Annotated in this window: 12 protein-coding genes; 5 read left to right on the top strand and 7 right to left on the bottom strand. The window is 66.8% G+C overall.

Annotation, left to right across the window (positions count from 1 at the left end):
* Nucleotides 1-26 precede the first annotated feature (26 nt).
* The 3 genes from ACX9MO_RS16990 to ACX9MO_RS16980 form a co-directional block, all read right to left on the bottom strand.
* On the bottom strand, nucleotides 27-1,088 hold the full coding sequence (locus tag ACX9MO_RS16990) for a DUF2235 domain-containing protein (protein ID WP_222489772.1): 1,062 nt from the start codon (nucleotides 1,086-1,088) through the stop codon (nucleotides 27-29).
* Nucleotides 1,069-3,363: a xanthine dehydrogenase family protein molybdopterin-binding subunit gene (locus tag ACX9MO_RS16985; protein ID WP_462212688.1), complete on the bottom strand. Its 2,295-nt coding sequence runs from the start codon at nucleotides 3,361-3,363 to the stop codon at nucleotides 1,069-1,071. Before ACX9MO_RS16985 ends, ACX9MO_RS16990 begins: the two co-directional genes overlap by 20 nt.
* A gap of 84 nt (nucleotides 3,364-3,447) precedes the next feature.
* Complete coding sequence (locus ACX9MO_RS16980; RefSeq protein WP_462212687.1) at nucleotides 3,448-3,864, bottom strand: hypothetical protein; 417 nt, start codon at nucleotides 3,862-3,864, stop codon at nucleotides 3,448-3,450.
* 306 nt (nucleotides 3,865-4,170) lie between these two features.
* On the opposite strand from ACX9MO_RS16980, the gene ACX9MO_RS16975 reads away from it, so the two are divergent.
* Nucleotides 4,171-7,260, top strand: coding sequence for a valine--tRNA ligase (locus tag ACX9MO_RS16975; RefSeq protein ID WP_462212686.1), 3,090 nt, complete (start codon nucleotides 4,171-4,173; stop codon nucleotides 7,258-7,260).
* A 395-nt stretch (nucleotides 7,261-7,655) separates the two neighbouring features.
* Here the strand turns inward: ACX9MO_RS16975 and ACX9MO_RS16970 are convergent, their stop codons facing one another.
* The 3 genes from ACX9MO_RS16970 to ACX9MO_RS16960 all read right to left on the bottom strand — a co-directional run bounded on the left by ACX9MO_RS16970 (nucleotide 7,656) and on the right by ACX9MO_RS16960 (nucleotide 9,719).
* Complete coding sequence (locus tag ACX9MO_RS16970; RefSeq protein ID WP_462212685.1) at nucleotides 7,656-7,988, bottom strand: DHCW motif cupin fold protein; 333 nt, start codon at nucleotides 7,986-7,988, stop codon at nucleotides 7,656-7,658.
* Nucleotides 7,989-8,191: 203 nt separating this feature from the next.
* A complete protein-coding gene (locus tag ACX9MO_RS16965; RefSeq protein ID WP_222489767.1) occupies nucleotides 8,192-8,419 on the bottom strand; it encodes a DUF2842 domain-containing protein in 228 nt (75 codons plus the stop codon).
* 4 nt (nucleotides 8,420-8,423) lie between these two features.
* On the bottom strand, nucleotides 8,424-9,719 hold the full coding sequence (locus ACX9MO_RS16960) for an adenylosuccinate synthase (RefSeq protein WP_222489766.1): 1,296 nt from the start codon (nucleotides 9,717-9,719) through the stop codon (nucleotides 8,424-8,426).
* Between the two features lie 457 nt (nucleotides 9,720-10,176).
* On the opposite strand from ACX9MO_RS16960, the gene ACX9MO_RS16955 reads away from it, so the two are divergent.
* The 3 genes from ACX9MO_RS16955 to ACX9MO_RS16945 all read left to right on the top strand — a co-directional run bounded on the left by ACX9MO_RS16955 (nucleotide 10,177) and on the right by ACX9MO_RS16945 (nucleotide 13,035).
* Entirely contained in the window at nucleotides 10,177-10,572 is a 396-nt protein-coding gene (locus tag ACX9MO_RS16955) for a DUF6524 family protein (RefSeq protein WP_462212684.1), read from the top strand.
* A 161-nt stretch (nucleotides 10,573-10,733) separates the two neighbouring features.
* Nucleotides 10,734-11,099: a preprotein translocase subunit SecG gene (secG, locus tag ACX9MO_RS16950; protein ID WP_224821956.1), complete on the top strand. Its 366-nt coding sequence runs from the start codon at nucleotides 10,734-10,736 to the stop codon at nucleotides 11,097-11,099.
* Nucleotides 11,100-11,391: 292 nt separating this feature from the next.
* Nucleotides 11,392-13,035, top strand: a complete 1,644-nt coding sequence (locus ACX9MO_RS16945; protein WP_222489763.1) for a CTP synthase — start codon at nucleotides 11,392-11,394, stop codon at nucleotides 13,033-13,035.
* A gap of 93 nt (nucleotides 13,036-13,128) precedes the next feature.
* On the opposite strand, the gene ACX9MO_RS16940 is transcribed toward ACX9MO_RS16945, so the two are convergent.
* Nucleotides 13,129-13,728, bottom strand: coding sequence for a redoxin domain-containing protein (locus ACX9MO_RS16940; protein ID WP_222489762.1), 600 nt, complete (start codon nucleotides 13,726-13,728; stop codon nucleotides 13,129-13,131).
* A gap of 372 nt (nucleotides 13,729-14,100) precedes the next feature.
* Here ACX9MO_RS16940 and ppk2 point away from each other — a divergent pair, with 372 nt between their 5' ends.
* Nucleotides 14,101-15,018 carry a polyphosphate kinase 2 gene (ppk2, locus tag ACX9MO_RS16935; protein WP_222489761.1) on the top strand — a complete coding sequence of 306 codons (918 nt, stop codon included), beginning with the start codon at nucleotides 14,101-14,103 and terminating at the stop codon, nucleotides 15,016-15,018.
* The last annotated feature ends 37 nt before the right edge of the window (nucleotides 15,019-15,055 follow it).

Genomic DNA, 15,055 nt, shown 5'->3' with positions numbered 1-15,055 from the left:
TGCCAGACCTCGGGTGCAGCGCCCGATCAGACCGCCTGCAGGTCCGGCATCACCAGCCCGCGCGCCAGGGCCGTATCGTGCAGCCGCTCGGAGGGGTCGCGCCCGACCACCCGCTTGCCCCGGATCAGGAACATCTTGCCCACCCCCTGCCATGTCCCGATCGAGGGCGCGTTGACGTCGCGCGGGAAGCGCATGCGCCAGCCCTCGGGAAGCGGCAGGTCATGGGCCTCGGCCTTCTCCAGCATCCAGACCAGCGGGATATTCGCCAGTGGCCGCGCCGCAGAGACGCCACCCAACTGCCCGCCCACGTCGCCATGGGTGCCCGCGAACCAGACCTGCTCCAACCGCCCGGGCCAATGGGGATCGCTCTGCCAGAGCACCGGTTCGAAGACCGAACGCGTCTCCTCCAGTGCGAGCGCGTGATAGCCCGCCTTCACGCATTCCGAAAGCGCGTGGTTGTGGAAGGCGTGCTGGGGCTCGGTGATCTGCCACAACAGCGGCAGACGCAGGCCAAGCGCCTTGACCGTGTCCCAGACGCCGATCATCTCGATGTCCACCATGTCGTGGCAATAGAGCCGCCCGAAGTCGTGCAGCACCTCGCCGCCGGTGTTGGACTGGTAGTGGCGATAGGCCTGCAGGATGTTGCGTTCCGTCGCCTCATGGGCACGCAGCAGGCCGACGCGGTCGATGATCCCCGCCAGAGAGCGCACCGCATAGGCGCCCCGGGAATAGCCGAAGAGGAAGATCCGGTCGCCCGGATGGTAGCGCGAGGCGAGGTAGCCATAGGCCCGCCGGATCTGCCGGTTGATGCCGCGGCCCATCATGACGTCGGTGGTATGCCCCCAGCTGTCCCACTGGATGCCCGCCTCGTAGTAGAGCGAGAGGTTGCCCGCGCTGCCCTCGGACAGCAGCCGATAGGTCAGCCCGGCATTGGTCTCCTCCCCGGGATCGAGCGAGGACATGGTGCCGTCGAGGATCACCACATGGGTGACCGGGCCACGCCGTCCGGCGTAGCCGGGTTTCCGGCGGCCCTCCCTCCAAGCGGGAAAGAGCCGCCCGATCAGCGCCTTAGAGAGCTGCCGCAGCATCTTCCAGCATCGCCCAGACCCGCTGGGGCGTGAAGGGCATGTCCGCCTGTCGGACGCCCTTGTCCCAGAGCGCATCCATCACCGCGTTCGAGGTCGCCGCCATGGAGCCCACGGTGCCCGCCTCGCCGCAGCCCTTCATGCCAAGGGCATTGGCCGTCGAGGGCACCGGGTTCGAGGTGAAGGAGATCATCGGGATGTTGTCCGCCCGCGGCATGGCGTAATCCATGAAGGTCGCGGTCAGCAGCTGGCCCTCGGCGTCATAGACGCAATTCTCCATCAGCGCCTGGCCCGCGCCCTGCGCGACACCACCATGCACCTGCCCCTCGGCCAGCATCGGGTTGATCAGGTTGCCGAAATCATCGACCACCGTGTACCGCTCCAGCGTCACCGCGCCGGTGCCCGGGTCGATTTCCACCTCGGCGACATGGGCGCCGTTGGGATAGGACCGTCCCGGCAGGGTCGCCGTCTGCTCATGGGTCAGCAGGTCCGTGCGGCCGTCCTCGCGCGCCATCTCGGCAAGGTCGAGGAAGGTCGGCGCCGCGTTGGAGCCCTTGATGCGGAAGCTTTCGTCATCGAAGGAGATATCGCCCGCCTCGACGCCCATCCGCGCGGCGAGATACTCGGTGAAGCTCGTCACCATGGCGCCCACGGTGGCCAGTGTCGCGTTGTTCTGCGTGGTGACGGAGCGCGACCCGCCGGTGCCGCCGCCCTTGGCGATCCGGTCGCTGTCGCCCTGCACGACCGAGATCAGATCGACGGGAATGCCGGTCTGATCCGAGAGGAACTGCGCATAGACCGTCTCATGTCCCTGCCCGTTCGATTGGGTGCCGACGTAGATCGTCACCGTGCCATCCTCGTTGAACTCCACCTTCGCGGTCTCGGAAGGATCGCCCAGAATGCTTTCGATATAGTAGCAGAGCCCCAGCCCCCGCAGGCGGCCTGCCGCCTCCGAGGCCGCACGGCGCCCGGCGAAGCCCGCCAGCCCGCTTTCCTCGGCGGCGCGGTCCAGCAGCGTGGCGAAATCGCCCACGTCGTAAAGCTCGCCCGTGGCCGAGCGATAGGGGAACTGGTCGGGTTTGATGAAGTTCTTGCGCCGCAACTCCCAGCCATCGGTCCCCAGCTTCCGCGCGGCGAGGTCCATGCAGCGTTCCAGCAGGTAGATCGCCTCGGGACGGCCGGCACCGCGATAGGCATCGGTGGGCGCGGTATTGGTATAGAAGCCCTCGACCTCCAGCAGCGCGGGCTGCACGTCATAGGTGCCGGTCAGCACCTTGGCAAAGAGGACGGACTGGATCGCCTGCCCGAAGTTCGAGTTGTAAGACCCCAGATTGCAAAGGGTTTTCACATGATAGGCCAGCAGCTTGTGATCCGCGTCGAAGCCCATGCGCACCACGTGGTCGAGGTCGCGCGCGCCGTTGTCGGCCAGCATGGACTCGGTCCGGTCCGCGATCCAGCGCACCGGGCGGCCCAGTTCCTTGGCGGCGAATGCGGCCATGACGTATTCCGGGTAGAGCTTGGCCTTCATGCCGAAGCCGCCGCCCACGTCCGGGTGGGTGACCCGCACTGCTTCCTTGTCGAGGGCGAAGAGCTCGGCCAGTTCGGCCTTGGCGCCCCAGACGCCCTGCCCGCCGAAGGAGACATGCATCCGGCCCGCCTCCCATTCCGCGAAGCAGCCGCGCGGCTCCATCGCGTTGACGATCACCCGGTTGTCGCGGACCGAGAAGGTCAGCACCTGTGCCGCCGCTTCCATCGCCGCCTCGACCTCTGCGGCATCGCCCATGGACCAGTCGAGCCCGCGGTTGTCCGGCGCCTCGTCATGCAGCGCCACCTCGCCCGGGGCGAGCGCCAGCTGCACCGGCAGGTCGTCGATCTCCATTTCCACCAGTTCGGCGGCGTCGCGGGCGGCCTCGAGGCTTTCGGCCACGATCATGGCGACCGGCTGGCCGACCCAGCGGACGCGGTCCTCGGCGAGAATCGGATGCTTGGGTGCCGCCGCGCTGGAGCCGTCGCGGTTCTTCAGCACGGTGGCGCCGAGGCCCCCGGTGAGACCCGCCGCGTGCAGCTCGGCGGTGCCCGCCACCATCACCACGCCCTCGACCGCACGGGCCTCGTCGAGGCTGAGCGCGCTCAGCGTGCCATGGGCCACCTGCGAGCGGACCACGTAGAGATAGAGCGATCCGGCCGGGGCGACGTCATCGACGTAGCCACCCGTGCCGGTGATGAAACGGGTGTCTTCGAACCGGCGAACCGGCTGGCTCTTGCCGAACTTTTCCATGGCGTGCCCCTCCTCGATGTGACCTCTTGAGGCGAGAGTACCGGCCATGGACCCGGTGTCCAGCCCCATCGCCGGGGCAGCGCCTCAGAGACCGCGCACCGCCACCGGATCGCCAAGCCCGTAGCCGTTGAACCGCGTGCCCGTGGCCAGCGAATAGGCGCCCATGCCCGAGAAGACGAGGTGGTCGCCCTCGGCGATGGTGTCGGGCAGCGGGGTGTCCCTCCTGCAGCCGGTCGACGGAATCGCGGGTCGGGCCGAGACCGCGATCCCCGTAAGCGGCGCCAGCCTGGCCAGTTCGCCCGGATCGTCGATCGAGGCGGAGGCGCTGCCAGAGCCCGCCACCTCCGCAACCTCGCCCCGCGAGCGCACGGGGTTCTTGTAGTGAGGCACGGCCTCCGGATCTGCGGCGCGGACGGAGGCCATTTCGGCAGCGCTCGCCACGTCGAAGGCCCGCAGCCCGGTGACCATGCTGGCCCGGCGGCTGGACTTCGCCCGCTCCACCTTTCAGGCCCGTCTGGAGCAGCTGAAACGCGCCGGCGTCATCGCGGGCTACCCCCTATGGCGGGGGGCCGACGCCCGCCCCGCGATCCGCGCCCGACCTCTCCGTTGCACGGCAAAATTCTTCGAAGAATTTTGAGCAGAATTTTCGAAAATTCTGCCTGCGCCCCGCCCCCGAACCGCAGGGCCCGGCCCCGGCCCGTCAGACGCTGCGGCGACGCTGCCACGCATCACGGCTTTTCCTCCGGGGCCGGACGGGGTATCCCCCCTGCAAACGTAAAGATAACCTCACGATCTGGGGATCCTCCGATGCCGATGGAAAAGACCTTCAACTCTGCCGAAGCCGAACCGCGCCTCTACGACCGCTGGGAAAGCTCGGGCGCCTTCAAGGCCGGTGCCAATGCCAAGCCGGGGGCCGAGACCTTCAGCATCATGATCCCGCCACCCAACGTGACCGGTTCGCTGCACATGGGGCATGCGTTCAACAACACGTTGCAGGACATCCTCGTCCGCTGGCACCGCATGCAGGGCCACGACACCCTGTGGCAGCCCGGTCAGGACCACGCGGGCATCGCGACCCAGATGGTCGTCGAACGCGAACTGGCCAAGGCCGGTGAACCGGGCCGCCGCGACATGGGCCGCGAGGCCTTCCTCGACAAGGTCTGGGCGTGGAAGCAGCAGTCCGGCGGTACGATCATCAACCAGCTCAAGCGCCTCGGCGCCTCCTGCGACTGGTCGCGCAACGCTTTCACCATGTCTGGCGCCCCCGGTGCCCCCGAGGGCGAAGACGGCAACTTCCACGATGCCGTGATCAAGGTCTTCGTGGACATGTACACCAAGGGCCTGATCTACCGCGGCAAGCGGCTGGTGAACTGGGACCCGCATTTCGAAACCGCGATCTCCGACCTCGAGGTCGAGAACATCGAAGTCGCGGGCCACATGTGGCACTTCAAGTACAAGCTCGCCGATGGCGAGACCTATGAATACGTCGAGAAGGACGAAGACGGCAAAGTCGTCTTCCGCGAAACCCGCGACTATATCTCGATCGCCACGACCCGGCCCGAGACGATGCTGGGCGACGGCGCCGTGGCCGTGCACCCCTCGGACGCGCGCTATGCGCCGATCGTGGGCAAGATGGTGCACCTGCCGCTCTGCGATCGTCTGATCCCCATCGTGGTGGACGAATACCCCGATCCCGACTTCGGCTCGGGCGCGGTCAAGATCACCGGCGCGCATGACTTCAACGACTATCAGGTCGCCAAGCGCGGCAACCTGCCCATGTACCGCCTGATGGACACCAAGGGCGCGATGCGCGCCGATGGCCTGCCCTACGACGACGCGGTCGCCCGCGCGCGCGAAATCGCCGCCGGGTCCGAGACGAACGAACTGGAAGTCGACAGCCTGAACCTCGTGCCCGAGAAATATCGCGGCATGGACCGCGCCGAGGCCCGCAAGGCCGTGGTCGCCGACATCAACGCCGCCGGTCTGGCGGTCACGATCAAGGACGAGGACGGCGAGACCGACATTCCTTACGTCGAATCCAAACCCGTCATGCAGCCTTTCGGCGACCGCTCCAAGGTCGTGATCGAGCCGATGCTGACCGACCAATGGTTCGTCGACACCACCAAGATCGTGGGCCCCGCGCTCGACGCCGTGCGCGACGGTACGACCCAGATCCTGCCCGAGCGGGACGCCAAGGTCTATTTCCACTGGCTCGAGAACATCGAGCCCTGGTGCATCTCGCGCCAGCTCTGGTGGGGCCACCAGATCCCCGTGTGGTACGGGCTCGACCTCGGCATCCGCAAGACGGTGGACGCGGAGGGCGACGGCGCCCTCGACCTCGTCGAGATGCTGGAGCTGCTGAACGACGGCGGGATGCTGCACGCGGGCGACGTGATGCACTGCGCCTCCGATTTCGAGGCGGTCACCGCGGCCTTCCTGAAGGAAATCGCCGACACGCCCACCCCGATCTCCCACGCCCGCGTGGTCGAGGTGGCCGACAAGCACGAGGCGATCGAGACACTTGCCCGCTGCCTCGCCGAGTACACCGCCAGCCAGGACCCGACGAAAATCGTCTACCCGGTCTGGCGTGACCCCGACGTGCTCGACACCTGGTTCTCCTCGGGCCTCTGGCCGATCGGCACGCTCGGCTGGCCCGAGCAGACCGCGGAGCTCGAAAAGTACTTCCCCACCAGCGTGCTGGTGACCGGCTTCGACATCATCTTCTTCTGGGTCGCCCGGATGATGATGATGCAATACGCCGTGGTCGGCGACCGGCCCTTCGACACCGTCTATGTCCACGCCCTCGTCCGCGACGAGAAGGGCAAGAAGATGTCGAAATCCCTCGGCAACGTGCTCGACCCGCTGGAACTCATCGACGAATACGGCGCGGATGCCGTACGCTTCACCCTGACGGCCATGGCCGCCATGGGCCGCGACCTGAAACTCTCGACCCAGCGGATCGCGGGTTACCGCAACTTCGGCACCAAGATCTGGAACGCCGCCCGCTTCGCCGAGATGAACGGCGTCTACGAGCAGCCCGCCCCCGCAGGTGCGCCGGTGGCCACCGCCACGGTCAACAAGTGGATCCTCGGTGAAACCGCCCGCGTGCGCGAAGAGGTCGACGCAGCGCTTGCCGCCTTCCGCTTCAACGATGCGGCCAATGCGCTCTATGCCTTCGTCTGGGGCAAGGTCTGCGACTGGTACGTGGAATTCTCCAAGCCCCTGCTGATGGATGACGCGCCCGAACGGGCCGAGACCCAGGCCGTCATGGGCTGGGTGCTGGACCAGTGCCTGATCCTGCTGCACCCGATCATGCCCTTCATCACCGAAGAGCTCTGGGACAACCTGCGCAGCCGCGAAACGCCCCTCGTCCACACCGACTGGCCGACCTACACCGCCGCCGGGCTCGCCGATGCAGACGCCGACCGCGAAACCACCTGGGTCATCTCGCTGATCGAGAACGTCCGCTCTGCCCGCGCCCAGATGCATGTGCCCGCCGGGCTTCAGATCCCGATGGTTACCACCCAGATGGATGCCGCCTCCATGGCCGCGTGGAGCCGGAACGAGACGCTGATCAAGCGCCTTGCCCGGATCGACAGCCTGACCGAGGTCGCCGCCATGCCCAAGGGCACCATCGCGATCCCGGTGGAGGGCGCCACCTTTGGCCTGCCGCTCGCCGATGTCATCGACATCGCCGAGGAGAAGGCCCGGCTCGAAAAGACGCTCCAGAAGCTCGCCAAGGAGATCGGTGGCCTCGCCGGGCGCCTGAAGAACCCCAAGTTCGCCGAAAGTGCCCCGGCCGAGGTGGTGGAGGAAACCCGCGAGAACCTCGCCGCCCGCGAGGAGGAACAGGCCAAGCTCAACGAGGCCCTCGCCCGCCTCGCCGAACTCGGCTGATCCCTTTTCGTTTCACAAACATCCCGGGGGAGTCGCAAGGCGACGGGGGCAGCGCCCCCTTCCACCGCCGAAATTTGCACTTTCCTAGGTGACTGGAGGCAAGGACTCACCAGGCCGCCCCGCAGCGCCAAGGGGGGCACTGCAAACATCGGTTAGACTGGGCCCCCTCCCACCCCCGCCATGTGCACACACGTCAGGGGGTCAACGCCGGTCGCAGCCCGGACCCCGACGTCGTGCTGGCGGGGCACTGCAACTCACAATGGGTCTGGGCCCCCTCCCACCCCGCCTGAAACGCCAACGGCCGGACACGCAAGTGCCCGGCCGTTTCTCTGTTCCACGCGCGTCCCTGCGGGCGCCGCGCCGGGACAAGCGGCCCCCACGCACCGCGCCCCGGATCAGTCGACGATGAAGATCTTCGCACCCGTCTTGGTCGAGGACCGGTGCGCCGCATCGCCGAAGTCCGAGACGTGGTAGCCCGTGCCTGCCTTCATGGTGAAGGTCCGGCCATCCTTCAGCTCGGTCTCGATCTCGCCCTCGATGACATAGAGCACGTGCCCCTTGTCGCACCAGTGATCCGCCAGGTAGCCCGGCGCGTGTTCCACCACCCGCACCCGCAGGTCGCCCGCCTTGAAGGTGCGCCAGCTGGTCGAGCCGGTCTCGCCCGGGTGTTCGGTGGGGATGATCTCGCTCCAGTCCACGAAGGTGAAGGGCATGTCGGGGAGTTGCATCTTGGTTCCTTTCGAGTCGGTCTTGGCGCGGACCCTGCGCCAGCCTCCTCGAAAGCACCAGCGCCGCGGACCCGAAAGTCCGCGGCGCCGTGTCATTCGCCTGCGATTTGACCTCTGCTCCGCACCGCCTGCCCTATACGGGGCATAGGACGCGAGCCACGGACCCGAAGCCCTGCACGCCCCCCCCGCGCGAAGCCTCGGGATCACTCCTCGCGGTCGGCCTCCGGGTCGCCCCGGCCCACGCCGCGGAAGACCATCTTGAAGGGCAGCGCCCAGACGATCCCCAGCAGGACATATACGAGGAATTCCAGCCAGATCGGCGGGCGTTCGAGCCAGGTCATGATCGTGACGGCCGCCACGATGTAGAGCGGCAGCCCGACCAGCAGGATCACCAGCGACCAGCGCCGCCTTGCCTTGTAGCCGAGCGCCATGGCCTCAGTCCTCGAAGGGATCGGTGACGAGGATCGTGTCGTCCCGCTCGGGCGAGGTCGAGAGCAGCGCAACCGGGCAGTCGATCAGTTCCTCGACACGACGGACGTACTTGATCGCCGCCGCCGGCAGGTCGGCCCAGCTCCGGGCGCCCTCGGTCGACTCGCTCCAGCCTTCCATCTCCTCGTAGACCGGCACGCAGCGGGCCTGCTGCTCGGCGGCCATCGGCAGGTAGTCCAGCCGCTCACCGTCACAGTCGTAGCCCACGCAGATCTTCAGGGTCTCGAAGCCGTCCAGCACGTCGAGCTTGGTCAGCGCGATGCCGTTGACACCCGAGGTGGCACAGGTCTGGCGCACCAGCGCCGCGTCGAACCAGCCACAGCGGCGCTTGCGGCCGGTGACGGTGCCGAACTCGCGCCCCCGGGTGCCGAGGCGGTTGCCATCCTCGTCTTCCAGCTCGGTCGGGAACGGCCCTTCGCCCACGCGGGTGGTATAGGCCTTCACGATCCCCAGCACGTAGTCGATCGAGCCCGGCCCGATGCCCACGCCCGTGGCCGCCTGCCCGGCGATCACGTTGGAGGAGGTCACGAAGGGGTAGGTGCCGAAATCGATGTCCAGCAACGCGCCCTGCGCCCCTTCGAAGAGGATGCGCTTGCCGGCCTTGCGCTTCTCGTTGAGCACTTTCCACACCGGTGCGGCATAGGGCAGGATCTCGGCGGCGATCTCCTTCAGTGCGGCGATCAGCGCCTCGCGGTCCACGGGCGCGATGCCCAGGCCCTTGCGCAGCGGATCGTGGTGCTGCAGCGCGCGGTCGACACGGGTGATCAGCGTCGCCTCGTCGGCGAGGTCGGCGACCCGGACGGACCGACGGCCCACCTTGTCCTCGTAGGCCGGGCCGATGCCGCGACCGGTGGTGCCGATCTTGGTCCCCTTGGAGGCCGCTTCCTCGCGCGCCCGGTCGAGCTCGCCGTGGATCGGCAGGATCAGCGGGGTGTTCTCCGCGACCATCAGCGTCTCGGGGGTGATCTCCACGCCCTGTTCGCGGATCGAGGCGATTTCCTTGACCAGGTGCCAGGGGTCGAGCACGACCCCGTTGCCGATCACCGACAGCTTGCCGCCACGCACCACGCCCGAGGGCAGCGCGTTCAGCTTGTAGACCTTCCCGTCGATCACGAGCGTATGGCCCGCGTTGTGCCCGCCCTGGAATCGGGCGATGACATCGGCCCGCTCCGAGAGCCAATCGACGATCTTGCCCTTTCCTTCATCGCCCCACTGGGCGCCCACGACGACAACGTTTGCCATGACGGACCTCTTGGCAGTTATGAAACCCGGCACTCTATAGCGAAGCCCGCCCCGCTCCGAAACCGGTTTCTTCGCCGCGTGCCTGCGCCCGGCGCAACCCGGCCCCCCGCAAAGGGCCGCAACCTCGGGCCACAACCGCCACCGGGCCCATCTCCCTCTCCTGACCGGTCGGCCCTGCCGCAGGCCCCGCCCGCCGTCTTCCCCGCTGCCCGCGCCCGCTTCATCTTTCCCGAAATACTCCGGGGGGAATTGCACGGCGCAGCCGTGCAAGGGGGGCAGCGCCCCCGCACCCGCAGGGGCCGGATGGCCCCTGCACAGCTTCGCGCCTCCGCCCCGCCCGGGGCGGAGACCGCTGGACAGCTCGCCCCCCGCGCCCACATAAAAGGAACGCGCCGGGTCGCGCCGCACGCCGCGCGCCACGCGCGCACCAGATGACGCACCAGATACGGAGACGCCGATGCTGTTCCTCGCCCGCTGGATCATGGCCTTCCTGCTGCTGGCCCTGACCTTCAACCCGACGCCCTGGAACTACGTCACATGGGCACGGACCGACGGCGGGGCGCAGCTGCCACTGATCCTTCTCCTGGGCCTGCTCCTGCTTGTGGGCTACATCGTCTACCTGCGGGCCACGCTGCGCTCGACCGGGGCGCTCGGCATGATGCTGGTGCTGGCCATCGTGGCGGCGCTGATCTGGGTGCTGGTGGATTACGGCCTGCTCTCGCTCGACAATCCCGGGATGAACACCTGGCTGGCCATTGTCGCGCTCTCCTTCGTGCTCGGTATCGGACTCAGCTGGTCCCATGTGCGCCGCCGCCTTGCCGGGCAGGCCGATGTGGACGACGTGGACGAGTGAGCCCGCGCCTTCCGCGGCGTGAGGCGCGCATTCCCCGCCGCAGGACGCACCACGGGACCCGCGGCGATCCGTCTTGCACCCCCTTTGCCTCGCTAAATGGGGTTGTGCCAAGCGGCGTGCTGGCCTAGATAGCCTGCTGATACGAAAAGGAAGGCCCGGGCATGGAAAACGTCGTCCTCATCATCCACCTGCTGCTGGCGCTCTCGCTGATTGGCGTGGTGCTGCTGCAACGCTCCGAAGGGGGCGGTCTCGGCATGGGTGGCGGCGGCGCGATGACCGGGCGGCAGGCCGCCACGGCGCTCAGCAAGATCACCTGGTTCCTCGCGATCGGCTTCATCATCACCTCGCTGGTGCTGACCATCGTCGCCGCCGAGAAATCCGCGGGCTCCTCGATCCTCGACCGTCTCGGCGTGGCCGCACCGGCCGCCGAGCAGAGCCAGACCGCCCCTGTTTCGCCGGACACCGGCGGCAGCCTCGTCCCGCCGCCGGCGGCTGACGACAATACCCTGGTGCCCTCGGCCAACTGAGCCGGGGCCCCGCTGCGGGGGCAGGTCCGCCCTGCCCGCCCGCCACGCGGCCAAACCGCCGCAGCCCGCCCCAGACCCATCGGCGCGGGCATCGGGGACAGCACCCCTGACGACATACAACAAGTTGAGGATCGCCCACAATCCTCAACAGCATCTTGCGTTTGGATTGCCAAGGGCCTCCGAATCTGATAGCGGTCAAATCCCGTGATGCTGCGGCCCCAAGGGGCCGTTTTGGGCATGAATTGGCGTTTCCAACGCTTTGAACGAGACTTCACGGGGGTTATCCGAGCATATGGCCAGATACATCTTCATCACGGGCGGCGTCGTGTCGTCCCTTGGCAAAGGTCTGGCCTCGGCGGCCCTTGGGGCGCTTCTGCAGGCGCGCGGCTTCTCGGTCCGCCTGCGCAAGCTGGATCCCTACCTGAACGTGGACCCGGGCACGATGTCGCCCTTCGAGCACGGGGAAGTCTTCGTGACCGACGACGGTGCCGAGACCGACCTCGACCTCGGCCACTACGAGCGCTTCACCGGCGTGGCCGCCCGCAGGACCGACAGCGTCTCCTCGGGCCGGATCTATTCCAACGTGCTCGAGAAGGAGCGCCGCGGCGATTACCTGGGCAAGACGATCCAGGTGATTCCCCACGTCACGAACGAGATCAAGGATTTCCTCGCCGTGGGCGAGGACGAGGTCGACTTCATGCTCTGCGAGATCGGCGGCACCGTCGGCGACATCGAGGGCCTGCCCTTCTTCGAGGCGATCCGCCAGTTCAGCCAGGACCGGCCCCGCGGCCAGTGCATCTTCATGCACCTGACGCTGCTGCCCTGGCTGGCGGCGAGCGGAGAGCTCAAGACCAAGCCGACCCAGCACTCGGTGAAGGAGCTGCGCTCCATCGGCCTGCAGCCGGACATCCTGGTCTGCCGTTCCGAGCACCCGATTCCCGACAAGGAGCGCGAGAAGATCGGCCTCTTCTGCAACGTGCGTTCGGACGCCGTGATCGCGGCCTATGACCTCAAGTCGATCTACGAGGCGCCGCTGGCCTACCACCGCGAGGGGCTGGACCAGGCCGTCCTCGACGCCTTCCAGATCTCGCCCGCCCCGCGCCCGGACCTCAGCGTCTGGGAAGACGTGTCGGACCGTCTCGTGCACACCGACGGCGAGGTGAACATCGCCATCGTCGGCAAGTACACGCAGCTGGAAGACGCCTACAAGTCGATCAAGGAGGCCCTGACCCACGGCGGCATGGCCAACCGGATCAAGGTCAACGTGGAATGGGTGGATGCCGAGGTCTTCGACCACGAAGACGCAGCCCCCCACCTCGAAGGCTACCACGCGATCCTCGTGCCCGGCGGCTTCGGCGAGCGCGGCACCGAGGGCAAGATCAAGGCGGCGCAATTCGCCCGCGAGCGCAAGATCCCCTACCTCGGGATCTGCCTCGGGATGCAGATGGCCGTGATCGAGGCGGCCCGGAACCTTGCCGGTCTCACCACCGCGGGCTCCGAGGAATTCGACCACGAAGCCGGCAAGAAACGCTTCGAACCGGTGGTCTACCACCTGAAGGAATGGGTGCAGGGCAACCACGCGGTGCAGCGCAAGGTCGACGACGACAAGGGCGGCACCATGCGTCTTGGCGCCTATACCGCGGCGCTGACCGAAGGCTCCAAGGTGGCCGAGGTCTATGGCTCCACGCAGATCGAGGAACGCCATCGTCACCGCTATGAGGTGGACATCAAGTACCGCGAGAAGCTGGAAGCCTGCGGGCTTCAGTTCTCGGGCATGTCCCCCGACGGCCGCCTGCCCGAGATCGTCGAGGTGAAGGATCACCCGTGGTTCATCGGCGTCCAGTTCCACCCGGAGTTGAAGTCGAAACCCTTCGACCCGCATCCCCTGTTCCGCGACTTCGTGCGCGCGGCCAAGGAGGTTTCGCGGCTGGTGTGATCCCGCCCGGACCGGACCCGGACCAGACATGACAAAGGGGAGCCTCGCGGCTCCCCTTTTGCATTCCCCCGACAGTCCTGCCTGCGTGGCGGTTCAGAACCGAATCCGCTGCGCGGCCAGTTCGTCGTAATGCTCCTGCGCCGCATCGAGGGCGCGCAGCATCTCGTCCGTCGACCGCGAGATATAGAGCGGATATTCGAACAACATGCTGACCTTCAGCTGCGGGTTGATGATGATCGTCTTGCGGATCGTCGTCTCGACTTCCTCGTGCGGCAGGATCATCCCGAAGGTGCTGGTCAGCAGCCCGTCCGGATCGGACATGATCGGCAGCCTGATCCGCTGGCCGCCGCGGGCCGAGGCCTGCGCACACCAGTCGTTCAGTTCCGCCACGCTGTTGCGCGCGATGCCCAAAACCTTCACGCCCGCGCGCCACAGGTCGTCCTGCAGCGCTGCGAGGGAGATCAGCTCACGCGTGCAGGTCTCCGAGAAGGCATCGGCGATCGAGAAGAAGATCGTCCAGTTGCCCGTGGTATAGGGGTGGAAGGTGACCTTCCCGATCGTCGAGTCGGCTGAGAAGTTGGGGAAATTCTCACCGATTCTCGGCGTCCAGCGCGGCGAATTGGTATAGTCGGTCGGGACCTCGACCCAGGTGGCGGGGATCTTGGGCGGGTCTTTTTTCGGATTTCTCAGCATCACGCCTCGGGAGATTCGTTATTTACAGACGAAAAGATGCACTCGTAACATTCGTTAACCTGTCCATAGCGAGGACACGTGGTGACATTAGGAACAGTATGTGTCGAATTTGGGGCCTGTGGCTCTTTGGTAAACAATTTCGCCCCCCTGTCCGACCATGTCCAGCAGCGCCGGCCAGTCACCATCGGGCTCCGCGACAGGCAACGGGAAAGAGGGGCAGAATGACGCAAAGTCAGCAGCTTGCCCGCACCCGCCCGGGCCCGGGCGGGATCGGTCCGCAGCATCATCGCCCTGTCACAAATCCATGGTCTAAGCTCTCCGAAGGCCCCCGCTCCGGCGTGGGGCCTGTATAGTTGCGCGAAGGAGCCGCCGATGTCCCCTGATGATCTCGATGCCGCCCAGGACTGGCTGGAAGCCGAACTGCAGGATGAGCTGGACGAGGATTACGAAATCGAGCTGGAGGATGCCGTCCTCTCGATGAAAATCCGCGAGATCTATCGCAAGGCCCATGGTCCCACGATCCCGCGACCGGAGTATTTCCGCGCCCTGCTCCACCTTCAGGCCGAGCTGATCAAGCTGCAGGACTGGGTCATCGCCAACAACGAGAAGGTCGTGGTGATCTTCGAGGGCCGGGACAGTGCCGGCAAGGGTGGCGTGATCAAGCGGATCACCCAGCGTCTGAACCCGCGCGTGGTGCGCACTGTCGCCCTGCCCGCCCCGACCGAGCGCGAGAAATCGCAGTGGTACTTCCAGCGCTACGTGCCGCATCTGCCCGCCGGCGGCGAGATCGTGCTCTTCGACCGCTCGTGGTACAACCGCGCCGGGGTCGAGCGCGTCATGGGCTTTGCCGATGAAACGCAGGTCTCGCAGTTCTTCGACGACGTGCCGGAATTCGAGCGGATGCTGAAACGCTCCGGCATCCGGCTGATCAAGTACTGGTTCTCGATCACCGACGAGGAGCAGCAGATGCGTTTCCTCATGCGCATCCATGACCCGCTGAAGCAGTGGAAGCTCTCGCCCATGGACCTGCAGAGCCGCGTGAAGTGGGAGCAGTACACCAAGGCGAAGGAAGAGATGCTGGCCCGCACCAACATCCCCGAGGCGCCGTGGTACATCGTGCCCGGCAACGACAAGAAGCGCGCCCGGCTGAACTGCATCGACCACCTGCTGTCGCTGATCCCCTACGCCGAGGTCGACCACGAGGAGATCGCCCTGCCGGAGCGGGTCTTTAACCCGGCCTACGAGCGCGACGTGCTGCCGCCCGATCTCTACGTGCCGTCGAAGTACTGAGACCGGTTGGCGGCTTCGCCTCTGCGTGCTGCGTCGC

Source organism: Pseudooceanicola profundus, assembly GCF_054919315.1.
This window is presented reverse-complemented; position numbering and strand designations above follow the sequence as displayed.

Bases quoted from the DNA above. Each gene is read 5' to 3' on its own strand.
- ACX9MO_RS16990 (WP_222489772.1), bottom strand. From the start codon at position 1,088: ATGCTGCGGCAGCTCTCTAAGGCGCTGATCGGGCGGCTCTTTCCCGCT.
- ACX9MO_RS16985 (WP_462212688.1), bottom strand. From the start codon at position 3,363: ATGGAAAAGTTCGGCAAGAGCCAGCCGGTTCGCCGGTTCGAAGACACC.
- ACX9MO_RS16975 (WP_462212686.1), top strand. From the start codon at position 4,171: ATGCCGATGGAAAAGACCTTCAACTCTGCCGAAGCCGAACCGCGCCTC.
- ACX9MO_RS16970 (WP_462212685.1), bottom strand. From the start codon at position 7,988: ATGCAACTCCCCGACATGCCCTTCACCTTCGTGGACTGGAGCGAGATC.
- ACX9MO_RS16965 (WP_222489767.1), bottom strand. From the start codon at position 8,419: ATGGCGCTCGGCTACAAGGCAAGGCGGCGCTGGTCGCTGGTGATCCTG.
- ACX9MO_RS16960 (WP_222489766.1), bottom strand. From the start codon at position 9,719: ATGGCAAACGTTGTCGTCGTGGGCGCCCAGTGGGGCGATGAAGGAAAG.
- ACX9MO_RS16955 (WP_462212684.1), top strand. From the start codon at position 10,177: ATGCTGTTCCTCGCCCGCTGGATCATGGCCTTCCTGCTGCTGGCCCTG.
- secG (WP_224821956.1), top strand. From the start codon at position 10,734: ATGGAAAACGTCGTCCTCATCATCCACCTGCTGCTGGCGCTCTCGCTG.
- ACX9MO_RS16945 (WP_222489763.1), top strand. From the start codon at position 11,392: ATGGCCAGATACATCTTCATCACGGGCGGCGTCGTGTCGTCCCTTGGC.
- ACX9MO_RS16940 (WP_222489762.1), bottom strand. From the start codon at position 13,728: ATGCTGAGAAATCCGAAAAAAGACCCGCCCAAGATCCCCGCCACCTGG.
- ppk2 (WP_222489761.1), top strand. From the start codon at position 14,101: ATGTCCCCTGATGATCTCGATGCCGCCCAGGACTGGCTGGAAGCCGAA.